6 protein-coding genes are annotated in these 18,801 nt (G+C 43.7%); all 6 read right to left on the bottom strand.

Translation table 11 applies throughout. From position 1 onward, the window contains the following. Positions 1-13: 13 nt before the first annotated feature. The 6 genes from NSQ76_RS03845 to NSQ76_RS03820 are packed head-to-tail and all read right to left on the bottom strand — an operon-like array spanning position 14 to position 18,789. Positions 14-4,519 (bottom strand): SDR family NAD(P)-dependent oxidoreductase, encoded by a 4,506-nt coding sequence (locus NSQ76_RS03845; protein WP_341052528.1) that lies wholly within the window; start codon positions 4,517-4,519, stop codon positions 14-16. Further along, on the bottom strand, positions 4,512-7,181 hold the full coding sequence (locus tag NSQ76_RS03840) for a non-ribosomal peptide synthetase (RefSeq protein WP_341052525.1): 2,670 nt from the start codon (positions 7,179-7,181) through the stop codon (positions 4,512-4,514). The genes NSQ76_RS03845 and NSQ76_RS03840 overlap by 8 nt, the downstream gene beginning before the upstream one ends. A gap of 20 nt (positions 7,182-7,201) precedes the next feature. Beyond that, positions 7,202-16,291, bottom strand: coding sequence for a non-ribosomal peptide synthetase/type I polyketide synthase (locus NSQ76_RS03835; RefSeq protein ID WP_341052523.1), 9,090 nt, complete (start codon positions 16,289-16,291; stop codon positions 7,202-7,204). Between the two features lie 19 nt (positions 16,292-16,310). After that, complete coding sequence (locus tag NSQ76_RS03830; RefSeq protein WP_034623054.1) at positions 16,311-17,453, bottom strand: acyl-CoA dehydrogenase family protein; 1,143 nt, start codon at positions 17,451-17,453, stop codon at positions 16,311-16,313. Next, positions 17,440-17,709: an acyl carrier protein gene (locus NSQ76_RS03825; protein ID WP_024424539.1), complete on the bottom strand. Its 270-nt coding sequence runs from the start codon at positions 17,707-17,709 to the stop codon at positions 17,440-17,442. Before NSQ76_RS03825 ends, NSQ76_RS03830 begins: the two co-directional genes overlap by 14 nt. Before the next feature lie 27 nt (positions 17,710-17,736). Next, on the bottom strand, positions 17,737-18,789 hold the full coding sequence (locus NSQ76_RS03820; RefSeq protein WP_025092642.1) for an HAD-IIIC family phosphatase: 1,053 nt from the start codon (positions 18,787-18,789) through the stop codon (positions 17,737-17,739). Positions 18,790-18,801: the final 12 nt, after the last annotated feature.

The raw sequence follows: 18,801 nt of genomic DNA, 5'->3' as shown, positions 1-18,801 counted from the left end.
GCATTTCTCCCATCTATTTTCGTTTTAATCTCTGTTTACGTCGATTTTTCCCTTCTGCCATCGCCTGTTTTCGGAGATTGGTTGATTCAGTAACAGCTTGCTTTTCTTGCTTTTCTACTCCATGAATCTTCTTTAGTTCTTCTGCCAATGCCGCGATGGTCGGATGGCTGTACATCATGACCACCGGAACCTCTATGCCATAAATTGATTTGATTTGACCGCTCATCTGCAATAAATCAAGGGATGTCGCACCCATTTCAAAGAAATTCTCATTCACATCAGGCTCATGAGGAAAAAAGGAGCTGAGTACATCACTTAAGGATGCTTCTAGACGATCATCTATGATCTGAGATATCTCTTGAGACGGCTCTTCTTCTTGCTGCAGAGAGGTTAAGCGTTGTTTCATTCTCTCGCCCATATCTTGAACGGATACAAGAATTTGCGGATAATCTAGACGCAGCACTTCCTGGACGGCTCTTATTCCTTGTTCTGGTGAAATTCCATCCTGTTCCTCGAGCGCCATCATGTCATTGACTTTGGCCGCTAATGCCGAGTCGTGTGCCATACCGACTTTCTCCCACCGATCCCAATTTAAAGAAATAACCGGCTTCCCTTCCTGCCTTTTGGCATGAGCAAAGCTGTCCATAAAAGCGTTTGAAGCTGCATAAGCCACTTGTCCAGCCGCTCCAAGAAAGGAAACAAGAGAGGAACAAAGTAAAAAGAAGTCGAGCGTTTCATCCTTGAGTGCTTCATTCAGCACATAGGTCCCATTGATTTTTGCCTGACACATGCGAATTTCATCGTCTGCTGTTCTTGCTTGAATGATTTTCCCATCTGCCTCTCCTGCCGCATGAATGACACCATGCAAATGACCAAATGCCGTATGAGCCAGCTGAACCGCTTTCTGTACAGCATCTTTATCTGACACATCACCTTGTACAGCTTGTACATCAGCTCCTAACTCTTCAAGAGTCATCAGCTTTTTCACGATCTCAGCTTCTTTCCCATTCGCATCACGCAGCTCATGCCAGGCAGCGCGTTCACGTATTTGCGAACGGCTCATGATCACAAGTTTTGCTTGATACGTTTCTGCTAAATGTTGAGCTAGTGTGAAGCCCATACCGCCCATACCGCCAGTAATGAGGTAAACGCCATTAGACCTGAAAGGCTGCTTGGACGATCCCTCTTTTCTTAAAGGTGTTCTCGAAGCTTTTCGAATCCATCTGCTGTTCACGCGATACGCAACGACTGCTTCTTGATCGTGCATTGCAATCTCGTATGAAAGGAATAGCGGCCAATTCGCCTTTGTATCCTCACATACATCAATATGCTGACACTCAATATGCTGATATTCTTGAGGAATGGTCAAAGCTAGCCCTGTAAATGTTGCTTGAAGTGGATTGACATTCTCCATGCCGATCACATCATGTGCTTGGCTTGTCACAAGGTGAAGACGTATGCTTGTGTTATGATACTGGCTGATTAGTCTGACGAGATCGAGCACAGATAAGTAGTTTGGCTGATCATCGGTATCTTTCGTCAGTTCATCATGCATCCAGATGATCTCTTCAGGTATAAATCCAGCTTGCTGCAATTCAGCCATAACCCACTCTAAGTGTGACAGCATATAAACGTCAGCCTTCAGCAAATGGTCATTTTCTTTCATCGTATGATCACTTTGACATACGCTGATCACTTCTGCATGCCGTTCTTTCAAATAGGCGCCAATATGACCATTTTTTTCAAATACCAAGATGCGTTTTCCTTGATGATGTTGCTCCTTTAGTACAGGTGAAGAGCGCTCCCATACCGGAATGTAAAACCAGTCTTGAAAATCAGCTGATCGTTTCTCCATCTTTTCTGGCGTTAAAGCAGACATCATCTGATCTGCTTTAAACTGCGGTGAAGGGAATATTTGATGCTCAAATGGATACGTTGGCAGTGAAACTCGATATGGTGCCTTTTCTTTTCTGACAGCGCTCCAGTTTAGCTCCACTCCGTAACTCCACAGTTTCCCTATGGCCTTTTCCATATATTCATCATCAGCTGCTTGTTCTTTTGGATGTCTCACCAATGAAACGGCTGCTGCTTTGTTCACATCATAGTGATCATGGCGTCTCACGAATTGAGTTAACGTATGACCTGGCCCCACTTCAATGAAAACCATCTCTCCGAGTCCAAGTAATGTCTCTAATCCTTGACTAAACAAGACAGGCTGCCTGATATGAGATGCCCAGTAATCAGGTGATGCGGCTTGTTCATTCGTTAACCAGCTCCCTGTCACATTCGAAAGGATCGGTACCTCTCCCTGCTGATAGGTGATCTCTGAGAGAACGTTCTTCAACTGTTCGGACGCTTCAGCCATCATACTCGTATGAAAGGCGTGAGAGGTTTTCAATATTTGGACAGAAGCTCCTCTTTTTTCAGCTTGTTTGATATATCCCTGTAACCGATCTGACGGACCGGAAACAACGGATAATTGTGAGCTATTCACAGCAGAAAGCTCGACACCTTCTGGAAGATCATGTTTAATCTCTTCGGCAGGGAGTGACACACCGGCCATTTCACCTGGGGGCATTTTTTGCATCAAACTGCCTCTTTTTAAAACGATACGGATTGCATCTTCAAGATGGATCATACCAGCCACACAGGCAGCCGTGATTTCTCCAATACTATGACCAATGAAATAATGCGGACGTATGCCTAGTCCCATCAGCTTCGACGCAAGCGCATACTCAAAACTAAACAAGATGATTTGTGTATATGACGTTTGCTGCATGAGTTGTTCAGCTTCTATAAACTCTTCTTCGGTTGTTGGATATAACACGTTCTCGATCTCAACACCTGATAAGGATAAAATGATGGCAAAACATTTCTGAAGCGTTTGTTTAAATACAGGGTCTTTCTCATATAAATCCTTGCCCATATTCACATACTGAGCACCTTGTCCAGAGAACATCCAAACGACCGCAGGCTGCTGAAAGGCCTTTTGCGGCTGGCCGGCTGACTGGAATGTGCGGTCAGGACCTGCAAGAAAAGCTTGGCGATAAGGAAAATGTTTTCGTCCCTCTTGCAGCGTAAATGCTGCATCGGATAGTGAGACGCTCGTTTGTTCTGTTAAATAAGATGTGATTTGTTTAGCAGATTTTTGAACCGCCTGCTTCGATCTTGCCGAAATCACCATTAGTTCATGACCTCTGTCTGCTGACGGCTTATCGGCGGCGGGTGCCTCTTCCATGATCAGGTGCACATTCGTTCCGCCCACTCCAAATGAGCTGACACCGGCACGCAGTGGGGTCTCTGATTTCTTCCATGGTACAGGTGTTGTATTCACATAAAATGGGCTTGATTCAAAATCAATTTTCGGATTAGGTTTTTTATAATGAAGGCTTGGCGGCAGCATCTGATGGTACAGACTAAGTGTTGTTTTGATAAAACCTGCAATCCCTGCGGCTGAGTCAAGATGACCAATATTGGTTTTCACAGACCCAATCGCACAAAACTGTTTTTTATCTGTTTGAAAGGCTTGCTTCAGCGACTCAATTTCAACCGGATCTCCAAGAGTCGTCCCTGTGCCATGTGCTTCAATATAAGAAATACTCTCAGCTTCTACACGACTGATGTTGAGCGCCTTTTTAATCACTTCGCTTTGTCCTTCTATGCTTGGCGCTGTGTAGCCAACCTTCCGCCCGCCGTCATTGTTATAGGCTGACCCTTTAATCACGCCATAGATATGGTCCTTATCTTTTAGTGCCTGCTTTAATGATTTGAGCACAACAACTCCACAGCCCTCACCGCCAACAGTTCCTTCTGCCTGTTCATCAAAAGCCCGGCAGTGTCCATCCGGCGACATGATCATGCCCTCTTGATACATGTATCCTTTTTTGTGAGGGGTCGTAATGGTGACGCCGCCTGCGAGTGCCATTTTACATTCTCCAGTAATCAGGGCGCGGGCCGCCATATGAATTGCAGTCAAAGAGGAAGAACAAGCTGTATCAATAGCTACACTCGGTCCCTTCAAATTCAATTTGTAGGATACCTTTGTGTTCATGAAATCTTTATCCGTTAATTGAACAGCCGCAAATTGTTCAGATGAGTGATTGGATCTCATCAGCATGGAAGCAGCTTGCCAGTATAAATTAGCAGAAGCAGCTCCAAATAAACCGATCGGCTCCTGATACGTTTCAGGGTTATAGCCTGCATCTTCTAGGGATTCCCATGCGACCTCATGAAACATGCGGATTTGCGGGTCCATTACTTCTGCTTCACGCTGTGAATAACCAAAGAAATCTGCATCAAAGTGATCATGCTGATCGACTGCTCCTTTGGCACGAACATATTGATCATGATCTAATGCTTCTTGTTCAACTCCTGCCTCAAGCAGCTCTTCTTTAGAAAAGAACGTAATGGACTCTCTCCCATTTGCAAGGTTGTCCCAGAAGTGATGAATATTTTTCGCTCCCGGAAAACGGCATGCCATCCCAACCACTGCAACCTCTAATCCTGTGAACTTACTCATCTAACATCCCGCCTAACAGTTGTGCGGCACTTTCTAAGTCATCCGCTTCATTTTCTCCATCATCCTCTGTTTGTTGCTCTTGCCCTGATGCTTTGTGTTTTAATTGAGCAGCTATTTGTGAAACCGTTGTATATTGGAACAGCTCCATCACAGTCAGCTCCTGCTGAAATTCCTCTTTCACTCTATTGGACAGCTCAACGATATTAAAAGAGTTCCCGCCTAAATCAAAAAACGGTTCATCTATACGAATCTGCGAAGCAGGGACTTGTAATATAGACGCGAAAATACGTACAAGCTTCTGCTCTGTTTCATTGTGAACTTGAATGGTTACCGGCTCTGATTTGCCTTCTAACTGATCTTCTGGATTCGGCAGTGCTTGAATATCCAATTTCCCTGATAGATTCAGAGGAAATTGCTCTACTTGAATGACATGCCTCGGCACCATATAACCTGGTAATCTTTCACTTAAAGATTGTCGAAGTGCGCGCTGATCTATCACTTGTTTTGCCATGATATATGCGCAAATATATTGGTCCTGATCCTTCTTTTCCTTAGGAATGACAATGACATCTTGAACCAGTCCTTGTATGTTTGGATCATCAAGAAGGGCTCTGCGGATTTCCTCGAGCTCAATTCGATATCCTCTGATTTTCACTTGGCCGTCGTTTCTTTTAGCAAATTCTAATAAACCATCAAACCGCCATCTTGCAAGGTCTCCCGTACCGTATAACATCCCGCTGCTCAGCTCTGTTTTTTTGATAAACTTCTCCTTGTTGAGATCAGGATGATTGATGTACCCACGGCCTACACCAGCACCTGCTATATACAATTCGCCAAAAACACCAATCGGCACCGGCTCACCTTGCTTGTCACATATGAAAATATGCTCATTTGGCATCGGCTGCCCAATAGGGATGACTTGCTCATCCCAGTCATGAGGAATCAAAAAGGATGACGACTGAACCGTACATTCAGTAGGCCCATATGCATTAATCATCATGAGTTTTTCACCTGATACATGCTGTAAAAATTGATCCATCAGCTCTTTTGTGAACACTTCTCCGCCCACCAGCAGCATGTTCAAAGCAGGCAAGTCTTGTTTCGATTGCGCTGCTGCCTTGTTCATCAGCTTTAAATGAGAGGGGGTCACATCTGACAGCTGAATGTGGTTGTCTCGATAAAATGACCATAACGCATGCCCATCCATACGGACTTCATCTTTGGCAATATGCAGCGTATGCCCTAGCAGCAATGCCGGGAACAAGGTTTGAACAGATGCATCAAAAATATGAGAAGCGAGCATCCCTACTTGCAAATCACCAGGGAGTAGATCAAAAAAGCGTGTTTTCATTCCGTATACCAAATTAATAACATGACGATGTTCAATAACGACCCCTTTTGGATGCCCAGTCGTACCCGATGTATACAAGACATACGCCATGTCCGAAGGCGAAATAGACCAAGTGAGATTCTCTGTAATGGGGGATTCTTGAAACATGTCTTGAATAATATGAACCTCGACATCCAAACCTTCGTGTCCGTCTTCGTCCGATACTATGGCTGTAGCGCCGCTGTTTTTGAGCATATACCGAATTCTTTCAATCGGCAGATGGACATCAATCGGTAAGTAAGCATAGCCAGCCTTTAAAATGCCAAGAATGGCAATGACCAGTTCAGCAGACCGATTCATTCTGAGACCAACTGGGGTCTCACGTGTCATCTGACTTTGAGACAGTCTAAGCGCAATGCGATCCGATAAATCATTAACCTCTTCATATGTATAGGAGGTGGTGCCAAACACAACGGCCGTTCGTGCTGAATGCAATTGGACTTGCTGTTGAAATAATGACACAATATCACGATCCACTGGATAAGCGAGCGACTCACCTTGAAACGAATCAAACAGCTGACTTTTCTCGATATCAGATAAAAATGAGTGTGTGCTCATCGCTTGTTCAGGCGTTTTAAGAAATTGCTCTGTGAGTGTCATGAAATGTCTAGAGAACTGCTCCATCATTTGATCGTCATAAATGGAAGCATCCCAGTGAACTTCAGCATGAAGGTGATCTTGTTCTTTCTTCCAAACAATGAGCACATCCGCGTGCAGCTGTTCTCGGTCAGTATACCCATGCAATGTCTCAAACGCACATGCCAGATTGACACGCTTCTTGTCATCTCCTACTGAATGCCAAAGCTCATCCATTAAAATATGAACAGGATAGTTTTGATGACGCACTGCCTCCTGAAACGATTGTTTCACTGCGTCTAACCCTGCGCTAAAGCTCATATGAGGATCAATCTCTGCCTTAAGCGGCAACATATGATTAATGGTGGATTGATTGGCGGACTGTTCCATTGTAGGAACAGTCACCATCAACTCAGTTTTTCCGCTATAACGCTGAAGCAAGCCAAAAGCGGCTGTGGTCAGCACGATAAACAAGCGCAAATCAGAATCTCCACATAATTGCTTTAACGAATGGTTTACAGCCATCGGGAAGGACGAATGAAGCGATCGGTTCATAGCAGCAGGCTTGGCTTGTGAAACCGTATGAGGAATGCGGCCATCCAGCTGAACATCTGATAAAATAGATGTCCAGTAGGCTCTTTCCCTCACCCTTTCCTTCGCCGCTGCTTTCAGTTGAAAATCATCATGTTCAATCACTCTTCCATTCACCTCTTTACTTATATTTTTAAGTCATCTAATTCGAAAAGAGATACGTCGTCTAATTGCTTGAATGAAGAAGTCAGTTCAATTTCCTCTATTCTCACCGCATCTACTGAAACAGCCCGCATGATGTCTTTCAGCAAACCTGCAATCCGCTCTATGGTTTCCTCTGTGAAAAGCTCAGTATTATATTCAATCGTTGAAGAAAGACCGTCTTCCTGTTCATACGCAATCCAGAGTAAATCAAATCGCGACGTTCCTGTCTCGTACGGATAATCACTAAAGGTTAAACCGCCAACTTTCAGTTCTGGCTGATTCATATTTTGCAAGGCGAACACAGCATCAAACAATAGATTCCGGCTGACACTCCGGCTCAGCTGGAGGTCTTGCACCATTTGTTCATATTGATATTCTTGATGACCGAAATCATCGATCACATGCGCCTTTACATCCTGAAGGAATTGCTGATAAGTCAGCTCTGCTTTAGGATATAAACGAAGTGGCAGCATATTGACAAAGATACCAATGACTTGCTGCAGCTCCTCTTGTTTTCTACCTGCTACCGGAACCCCAACCGTGATATCTGATTGTCCGCTTAATTTATGAAGCAAAATCTGATACAGACTTAACAGACCCATAAACAATGTTGCGTCTTCCTTTAAAATCACCTGCTTAAACGCGTTCAGCTCCGCTTCTTCTATACGGAACGTATAATGTCCGCCGCGGAATTGTCTCACCTCTGGCCGATCGAAATCTGTTGGCAGATCAAGCAGCGGGGCACCTTCTAACCGGTTTTTCCAGTAATCACTCGATTCTTTCAATGCTTCAGACGCAAGTATGTCATTTTGCCATTCTGAAAAATCTTTATATTGCAAAGCGAGAGGCTCAAGCGTCCTGCCGTCGTATAACTGCATAAAGTCGTTGACCAAAATATCTTGAGAAAGACCATCCGAGATAATGTGATGCATGTCCAGCATGAGCACGAATTCCTCTTCTGCCAGCTTCATCACACCAACTCTCATCAATGGAGCCTCACTTAACGTAAAGGCAGTCAAAAATTGTTCAATCACTTGTTTTTGATCTTCCTCAGATCCTTGTGTCGATCCCTCTGTGAGGTCAAACAACATGACTGCAAATGGTACCTCTTCTTCAATCTTTTGATAAGGGACGCCATTCTCTAGTACAAACGCTGTCCGCAAACTTTCGTGTCTCTTTATAAGCTGCTGAAATGCCCATTCCAACCTGTTGATATCGAGCCTTCCTTTAATTCGTCCTGCTTTAAATTCGTTGTATCCTGTGCTGCTTACATCCATTTGCTGCATGAGATACAACCGTTTTTGCGCAGACGACAGAGGATAATGCTCCTTCATTTCGGCTTTTTCAATCGCATGATAAGCAGCAGTGTCTGCTTGGTCGATATATTCTGCCATTAATCGGATCGTTGGTATTTGGAAGAATTGTGGAAGCGTCAGCTCTACACTGAATGCGCGATGAATGATGCCAATGAAAGTAATCGCCTTTAGAGAATCTCCACCCATTTCAAAGAAATGATCATCTATGCCAATTTCATCAATTTTAAAGAAAGCTTGCCAATGCTGACTTAGTTCCTTCTCTAGCTCCGTTTCAGGTGCAACATAATTCGTTGACAGCGCTGGCCGAGAATATAAGTTTCCATCTTGTGCATGCTCCCCGGCACTCTCTTCCTCACGGGATAAACGGTCTACATATCGGTGAATTCGATCATGTAAAGACGTTGTTGAAATAACCATTTGTTCCACTTGATCCAGTGAAAGCAATCGTTCAAAGATCCTTCTTCCTTCTTTTTCTGTAATTAACGTTTCGGTGACATCATCTCCGATTGGAAGATCGAGCTGCTTTCCTTGCTCAAATTCCCAGCCGTCAAAGCTAATGACAGACCACTGCATTTCTGAAAGAAGATTTCGTTCATACACGTACGCATCGATGAAATGATTCACAGCTGTATAGGCTGTGAAACCGAGTCCGCCTAAGATCGGTGACAAAGATGACAGTACAAAACAGAAATCAAGTGATCGATCACCTAAGGCGGCATCAAGATGAAGTACACCATTCATCTTCGCTTCAAAGTGGGGTTCTGAGAATGTGACATCTGTTTGCTCCATCACTCTGAAGGATTGATCACCCGTCACTCCAGCTGCATAGATCACACCGTCAATCTGTCCGTAGGCCGCATCCACCGTGTTGATTAATTGCTGGATATCTTCCCTGTGGCGAACATCTACTTTCTTTATGAGAACTTCTGCACCAGCCTCTTCAAGTGCCATTACCTTTTGTATTTTTTTCTTAGTTGGATCCTGTTCATCGTGCGTAGCAAGCCACTCTTTCCACTTGCTTCTATCAGGCAGTCCAGACCTGCTCGTTAAGATCAACGTTCCCTTCGTTTGCTCGGTCAAAGACTGTGCAATATTCAATCCAATAAACCCAAGACCGCCAATTAAAATGTAGACACCATCTTTTTTAGCCAACTGAGTATGTCCTGTTTCGGGAACTAGAGCTTTGGCATACTTTTTCACATATCGCTTATTTCGTCGATAGACCGTGAGAAGCTGTCCAGATGTTCGATCTAACTCATCGCTAATTTGTTTCAGCAACCTCTTTTCCTGCACCCCATTTGCCACCGGGCGGTCGACATCAAGAATGCGGTAACGCAAGTTCGGTGTTTCTTGTGAAATAACCATGGCAGGTCCAAGATGGATTGCTTTTTCAGGATAAAGGATAGACTCACCGCCAACGGCATACGTCAATGAGGAAAGAACTGTAATGGATACTTTTTGGTCCAAAACAGATTTTTTCAAAGCCTGTCCGATATAAAGCAAGGAGTAATAAGCATCTTGCTGCGTTTGTTTCACCCATTCTTCTTCTGATTGAGACGGCTGTCGTTCTGAAAGCCCCCATAGATGACAAACTTCTGACACGTTGATTTGGTCATCTGCCAGATTTGATATGAGCTTTTCATAATCAGAAGGCTTATTTGACCGAATGGTGTAGCTTTTTTCATCATGCTTCGTAAATTCATTTCCTTTCTGAACCACTACGAACTCGTTCCGTTTCGTCAGAAGTTCGGCTGCAACCTTCTCTCCGAAGGCAGATGAATCCGCAAACAAAAGCAAGGCTCCAAAAGAGGAATCATCTGATGACACATAAGGGGAAAGGTCCGCCTCCCAATAAGGGGTATAGAACCATTCATCCATTTGCTCCTTTCGTCCAGACTGCTTAGGTTTATCGCGTTTTACACGGTCTGATGCATCATACCAATAGGAGGTTTGATCAAACGCATACGTTGGCAGCGGCATTTTCTGCGGCTGACGGTTTAGATGGAACCTGTTCCAGTCGATGGTTATTCCGTGTGTCCAGAGACGTCCAATCTGCCCAAGTAAAAATTCAGTATCCGTCACATCTTGTTTTGCATGTCTGAGCACATGACATACATGCTGATTCATGCCGTTCAGTGACCGGTTGACCATCACGCTTAAATCTTGACCTGGTCCAATCTCAATTAATTGAATATTGTCCTGCTGTAAAATATTTGTGATGCCTTCAGCAAAACGAACCGTATCGGTCATATGCCTTTTCCAATAGGACATATCCTGAGCACTCGCACTTGTCATCCAATCTCCTGTCAAATTCGAAATGAATGGAATACGAAGCTGCTTGGCTTTAATATCCTTTAATTTTTCACCAAATTGCTCCGCTGCTTCCTTCATGACATGTGAGTGAGCAGCAATGGTTCCACCTAATCGCATACACATCAATCTGTTATTCTTCAGCTCTTGTTCAAATTCACTTATCGCTGCTTCAAGACCTGACACGATACATGAGGAATCATTGACAACAGCGAGAGAAATATCTTTTGGAAGCATCGGTTTTAACTCTGCTTCAGGTAATGGAACACTCATCATGATGCCAGCTGGCGACGACTGCATCGCATTCGCCCGGCAGGCGACCATCGACATCGCTTCCTTTAAGCTGAAAAGGCCTGATATAGCGGCTGCCGTTAATTCGCCAAAGCTATAGCCGATCATTGCATCAGGACGAATCCCCCATTCAATGAAGAGCATGGAAAGGGCATATTCAATGGCAAAAATGGCTGGCTGTGCATATTGAGTGCTTGCCAATTTTTCGCGTGCCTTTTCTGTTTCAGCCGCTAATGGATAAAGAATGCGGGCAAGACTTTGCCCTGTTGCTTCTTCATAAGCTTGAAAACAAGCATCCATTTGCTTCTTAAAGTACGGCTCCTCCCGGTACAAATCTAAACCCATATTGAGGTATTGATTGCCTTGTCCAGAAAACATAAAAATAATCTTTTGTTTCTCCACATGCGAATGCATGAGCTTCCCAATACCCTTGCCTTGCTTTTCTGTTAATACACGCAATGCATCTTCTCTGCTGGCCGCAACAAAGGCTTGACGGAATCCAAAGGACTGCCTGCCTGTTTGCAAGGTATAAGCTGCGTCTGCCAAATTGAGAGAAGGCATGTTTTCCAACTGATTCACAAGGTTGTCTTTCATTCGTTCCAAACTCGTTTTGCTCTTTGCTGAAAGAACAAGCAGCTCAGCCGAACGAGGCATTTGCTGACGATCTCTTTGCGGCGCTTCTTCTAATATGACATGCGCATTGGTTCCGCCCATTCCAAATGAGCTCACACCAGCCCTCCGCAAATGTGATACTGGCTGCTTCCAGTCGGTCAGCTCAGTGTTTACAAAGAAAGGACTATGCTCAAATGCAATGTTTTCATTGGCTTTTTTGAAGTGAAGACTAGGCACAAATGTGTGATGCTGAAGAGAAAGCACAGCTTTAATCAAGCCAGCTGCCCCTGCCGCTGCATCCAAATGACCAATATTTGATTTCACAGACCCAATGCGGCAAAATTGTTTTTTCTCTGTGTCGAAAGCTTTTGTGAGCGCCTCTATTTCAATCGGATCTCCAAGTGACGTTCCAGTTCCGTGTGTTTCTATATATTCAATCGTATCTGGTGAAACATCTGCTTGATGTAAGGCATCCTGGATGACCCTTGTCTGACCTTCAACACTTGGAGCATTGAAGCCAACCTTTTGATCACCATCATTGTTGATGGCAGAGCCCTTAATGACAGCATAAATATGGTCACCATCTTCTATGGCTTCACTAAGTGCTTTTAAAGCAACAAGACCCACACCATCTCCGCCAACAGTTCCATCTGCTTGATCGTCAAAGGCACGACAATGACCATCGCTTGATTTCACCATGTTCTGCTGATAAATGTAGCCTGATTTCACTGGGTGTAAAATCGACACGCCTCCCGCAAGCGCTACATCTGAATCACCATTTGCAATGGATTGACAGGCCAAATGCAAGGCGACCAAAGAAGTCGAACAAGCGGTTTGCAATGTGAGCGCTGGTCCTTTCAAATTCAATTTATGGGCAATTCTTGTACTCACGGTATACGTATCATTGAGCGAGCCCACTTCAAACAGCTCTGACATGCTGCTATCAAGCGAAGATGCAAAACGCTGAATCCATTGAAAGTTGGATGTGGACCCAGTAAACAAACCGACCTTACCTTGATAATCTTCCTGCACATACCCCGCATCTTCCAGCGCCTTATAGGCGTATTCATGCAGCAGCCGTATTTGAGGATCCATCATTTCTGCCTGACCTGGTGAATAGCCGAAGAAGGATGCATCAAATAAATCAGGTCTATCAATCACACCTTTTGCTCTTACATAATCGGAACGCTCAAAGGTTTGGCGGTCAATTCCAGCCTCTAGCAATTCTTCATCGGAAAAGAATGAAATCGATTCTTCTCCATTCTTCAAATTTCGCCAAAATGCCTCAACATTTTCTGCACCAGGGAATTTACCTGCCATTCCAATAATCGCAATCAGCTCGTTGGCTTTTCTTTTCTTTTGGTTCGCAGGCTGTGTGCCAGATCCCTTCTGCTCTGTTGCACCGCTTAAATATGCAGCTAGCTCTCTAATCGTTGGACGGCGGAACATTTCGACCATTGGAATGCTTTGATTCAATTGCTTAGCGAGCTGTTGATTGACATGAATCAGGTTTAGAGAATGCCCGCCAATGTCAAAGAATTTGTCATGAACACTTACCTCATCTAAGCCGAGGACTTTTTTCCAGATGTCTTGAATGACTTTCTCAGTATCAGAAAGATTGTCAGAGCCCGCCTGCTTTTTCATTTGTTGCCCCTGTTTCAAAGCAGGTAAAGCCCGTTTATCTAATTTGCCGTTGGCAGTCAGCGGCATATCATCCAATTGAACAAAGTGAGTTGGAATCATATAATCTGGCAGCTGATCGGCTAGTGCTTGTTTCATTGCAGCTTGATCGAGTATGGCTGTCGTGACAACATATGCGGCTAAACATGGTGTACCAGAAACATCTGGCTTTACAGCAACAGCTGCTGCTTTGACCCCTGGCTGTTCATTCAGCCAAAATTCAATCTCACCTGTTTCAATACGATAGCCTCTCAGCTTCACTTGATCATCATTTCGGCCTAAAAACTGAATGAGCCCATTAGGCAGAATGCGGGCAGCATCACCTGTTTTATAAATTTTTTCACCTGGCTGGAAAGGATGATCGACAAACCGCTCTTCGGTCAGTTCTGGGCGATTCAAATACCCTTTTGCAACACCTTTCCCCCCAATATATAATTCACCGATGGTTCCTTCCGGCATAAGATTCATATGTCTGTCAAAAAGAAGAATATCTGTATGCTGTGCAGGTTTTCCGATCGGTACATACACGTCTTGATCAAGGTCCTGGTCATATCGATGAATCATGCAGCCAACCACTGTTTCAGTTGGTCCATATTCATTCACAATTTCTATAGGCTGCGGGAATGACTGCTGAATGGATTTCGCTAAAGATGTTTCCAGCTGTTCTCCGCCTAAAATAAAACATTTCATTTGGCTTTCTGGGAAAGACAGGTGCTTAATAAACTGTAAATGAGATGGTGTCAGTTTCATCACATGTACGCGATTATCTTTTATGATATCTTCGACAAGCAGCTGCCGATTTTCATGGTGATAAATCATGATGGTATTTCCTGAAATGAGCGGTGTGAAAATAGAAGTAACTGTCAGGTCAAATGACAATGATGTGTACAAAGCAAAATGCCTTGTTTCTCCTCGAACATATACTTGTTTCGCCCAATCAATATAGTTGGCTAAACCAAGATGATGAATGAGTACACCTTTAGGTCTTCCTGTCGTTCCTGATGTATAAATGCAGTAGGCTGTTTGGTCTGAGGTGATGGCTTCTGCCAAGTTATCTGATGATCCGGTATATAGATCCGGCTGTGTGATATCAATTTTTTCTCCGTTATAGGCATAGGTGAGTCCTTTAATCGGATGAGTTAGGAGCCATTCTACTCCGCTGTCTTCTAGTAGATACTCTATTCGTTCCTGCGGGTATTCAGGATCAATTGGCACGTAAGCCCCGCCAGCTTTTAAAATAGCTAAGCATGCTATCACCATTTCAATGGAATGCTCTGCTAAAATGCCGACACGCTGCTCCTGTTTGACCCCTTTATTTTGTAAATAGCGTGCGAGCTGATTCACTCTCTTGTTGAGTTGTTCATATGTAACCGTCGTACCGCTAAACTCAACTGCGGCTGCCGTTGGCGTTCGCTCCACTTGCTCTTCAAATAGGTCAATCACCGTTGGTTCATTGATAGACGTTGCCCCGCCATATTGCTGAAAAACTGTTAACTGCTTTTCTATCTCTTCTTCTGATAGCAGCTGTAACTGAGCAGCAGATTTTTGTGGGTGATCACAAGCATCAGACAGGAGATGAAGAAAATGCTGACACCACTTTTCAATTTGTTCAGCGGAAAAGCTGACGGGGTTATACACCAATGAAAAATGCAGCTGTTCATCAAACGCCTGTACACTAAGCGTGAGATCGAATTCCGTCTGTTCTTTCATCTCAAATCTGCGAATACGCATAGGCTGATCGCTTTTCGTGAGCATTCGATCTAGTGGATAGTTTTCAATGACGACGATTGAATCAAATAATGATTGCTCTGCCGTCATTCCTGCATATTTCTTTAATTCGGATAGCGGAGTATGTTCATATTCATTTCTCACTGCGATTTCCCGGCTCACTTCCTGCATCTGTTCAACAATCGGCCGTTCCTGTTCGAATGAGACACGCAGCGGTAATGTGTTAATAAACAAACCTGTCATCTTTTCAATTTGAGGAACATCCGCATTTCTTCCTGATACTGTTGTTCCAAAGACAATATCATCTTGGTTGGCGTACTTAGATAGCAAAACTCCCCACAGCGTATACATGACAGATGCCAATGTCACATCATGTTGATTCGTAAATTTGCTCAGCCTCTCCGCAATGGAAGCATCCACTTGATGTTCATATTGATGAAAAGCACCTGAATCTTCATATGCACCGCCTGACTTTGGAAGTAGTTCTGCATAACTCCAGCCATCGAAAACATTTTTCCAGTAGACAGCTTGTGCTTCTGTCTGTTGAAGATTTTGCTGCTGCCATTTAACAAATGATTGATAGGACGGTCTTTTTTCAAGAAGAGGTTTGTCTTCATTTGATAAGCGCTCATATGCATTCATCCAATCACTTAATACAATCCCAAGACTCCACCCGTCCAATAAAATGTGATGAAAGCTAATGAGAACCCAGCTGACTTCTTCATTTACTTCACATAATGTCAAGCGAAATGGAACTTCCTGTAGATCAAATCGTTCCTCTCGATCCTGTGCTGTTATTTCCTCTTTCAGCAAATGAAAAGGCTCCTCAGCTTGGGTCAAATCACGGTATCGAATGTCAGGCTGATGCTGCTTCAGCACAATTTGTACTGGCCTTGCGAGTTCCTGCCATCTAAACAATGTTCTAAGCATTTCATGCTGTTTGGTGACATGCGTCCATGAATGTGCAAAGAGATCTCGATCAACCGGCCCGTCTATTTGGATCAGCAGTTGTTCAAAATAAGCCGTTCCGTCCGGTTGCATTAAATGATGAAAAAGCAGTCCTTCTTGGATCGTAGTGATACCTAACATATTTTCAATGTTCTGTTTATCCAGCTTCTTCGGCTGTAATGCCATGGGATCATCTCCTTTCTTTCTAAGAATGTTTCACGAAATAATGGCGTAAACCATAGTTAGCAATGACCTGCTGCTGAATTTGCGAAGTCCCTTCAATAATTTCAAGTACCTTCGCTTCACGATATAATCTTGAAGCTGAGTTTTCCCGGCTAAATCCACTCCCACCATGGATTTGGACATTTGTATTTGTAATGTCGACAGCAATTTTGGAGGTAAAATATTTTGCAATGGATGTTTCTGTGATCGCATCAGGATGATTCGCTTCTCGCATTTCTCCAGCCTTTAGGCATAAAGCTCTCGCTGCATGGAGCTGAGTGACTGCATCTCCGATCATTCCTTTGATCATTTGATGCTTGTACAGTTTTTCATTAAACTGAGTTCTTTTACGTGAATACGTAACGAGAGAATCAACGGCTTCTTGTGCAATGGCAAGCCCTGCCCAGGCAACACTGTATCGTCCATGGTCTAAAGCCAGAGACACTACGTGGTTAAAACCGCCCCCAACTGGCCCTAAGACACAGTCTTCGTGTACCTGCACATGATCAAGAGTGATTTCTGCTAAATAAGACGCTCGATTTGCCATCATTCCAGTAATTCTCTCAATCTCTACACCCGTCTGATCTCGATCGACAAGGAATGCCGTGACTTGTTCGCCGTCTCGTGCAATCACAATAAAGAAATCTGCAATCGCTCCGAAGGAAATCCACTTTTTCTTCCCATTTAATACATAGGACTGTCCTTTTTTTTGATAGCTAGTTTCAACATGATTGGCATCTGAGCCAATATTCGGCTCTGACAAAGCAAAGGCACCGATTTTTTCCCCTTTAGCTAATTCAACGAGCCAGCCTTGTTTTTGGTCTTCTGTTCCATAACGAAGGATGGCTTCCCCTACGAGTGAATTCACTGTTAATAATGTCCGTACGTTACAGCAAGCTTTCCCCACTTGTTCCGTGAACTGTCCATATGCAATCGGATCAAGCCCCAATCCTTGATAGGCGGATGGGATACCTGCCGCCAAATAGCCTCTTTTCGCCATATCTCGAATCAGCGACTCCGGCAAATGTTCTGTCTCATCGAATTCATTGGCAAATGGCCGGATATGTTCATTGCAAAATTGTCGTATTTCTTCAATAGCATCGATTGTTTGTTCAGCTGTTTTCATGAAGAGCCGCCCCCTGTTGTTTTTTCTCAATTAAGGCGACAATACGGTTGACCGTACTAAAATTAGCAATGTCGAGGTCTTCATTGTCTAATTGGAAGTGAAAGTCATGTTCAATATAGTTCACTAGTTTCATCGCAAATAGTGAATTGACAAAGCCTTGTTCAAAAATATGATCATCATTTCCAAGCTCCATTTCCTCATCAAATACCACTAGGTTTTGCTCGATATATGCTCTTACTTGTTCGTGTAGGTTCATCATTCAATCTCCTCGCTTTTCGCTTTTTTATTTGGCAGGGTCCTTCTGCTTTATCTCAATGTTGACATCTACGTATTCTGGGAAAGGCTGAATCATGCTTAAATCGTTTTCGAACAAAATATAGCCATCTTCCCCATTCTCGATCTCTTTGAAATTCGCAAACTTATAAGTGATATACATCATGCGGTTTCGATCGGTTTGTTTAAAATCAGCTACAAGCCGTTTTCCTCTCTTTTTCGCCTCTTGCAAAATCGTTGTCAGTAAAATGGTCCCGACTCCACGTGACATAACACGGCAAGACATAAGCAGTAGTTTGACATGCCATGTATCACCTGTTTCTTCTATTAAAGAGAGTCCTATTTTTCCATATGAACCGAATTTATCTTCAAGTTCACAGACGAGAAGCAAGTGATTGTCTGATTGACGGAAATAATCAAGCTCTGCGTAATCGTAGGTTTTCCCGCTTGCATTTAATTGATTGGTTCGAACGGTAAGTTCTTCGGCTCGCTGGAGATCTTGTTCTCCTGCTTCTGATATAACGAATTTCATATTTAAAGAGGCCAAAAATTTTTCAGGCGGCCCTTCATATTTCTCTTCTTCCTGCTGCCTTTGATCTGCTTCCATGTACATTTCTCTGCGCCGTTTTGCATCCTCTGTGATAAAAGCTGGTCGCAGTCGATCATCTGTGAGCAATGTCATATAATCGACCGCATCCCAGCAAGTAATCTCTGGATGAACTGCCTTCACTTCTTCTCGTTCAAATGGCTGATCATCGATAAAGAGAATGGTATCTTTATGAATATTTAAACGCTCGCTGATTCTCTCTAATGAACTAGATTTGGCATTCCAATGAATCTCTGGATAGAGAAAGAAATGTTCGATCCCAAAGGCGGAGAGCTTTTCCCTCACAGCAGCTTCATCATTCCGGCTTGCAATGGATAAAAGGATACCGCGCTCATCTAGCTCTGTTAGCACTTCCTTCATCGATGGCTTTAACGTCACTTCATCTGATTCAAGTAAAATTCCATCCCATAATGTATGATCTAAATCCCAGACAACACACTTGATTTGTTTAGCCATTTGTTTTTCTCC

The organism is Bacillus sp. FSL M8-0256, assembly GCF_038005765.1.
GTDB classification, from domain to species: domain Bacteria; phylum Bacillota; class Bacilli; order Bacillales; family Bacillaceae; genus Bacillus; species Bacillus safensis.
The sequence above is the reverse complement of the archived record's forward strand: the minus strand, read 5'-3'. Positions and strand labels throughout refer to the sequence as shown.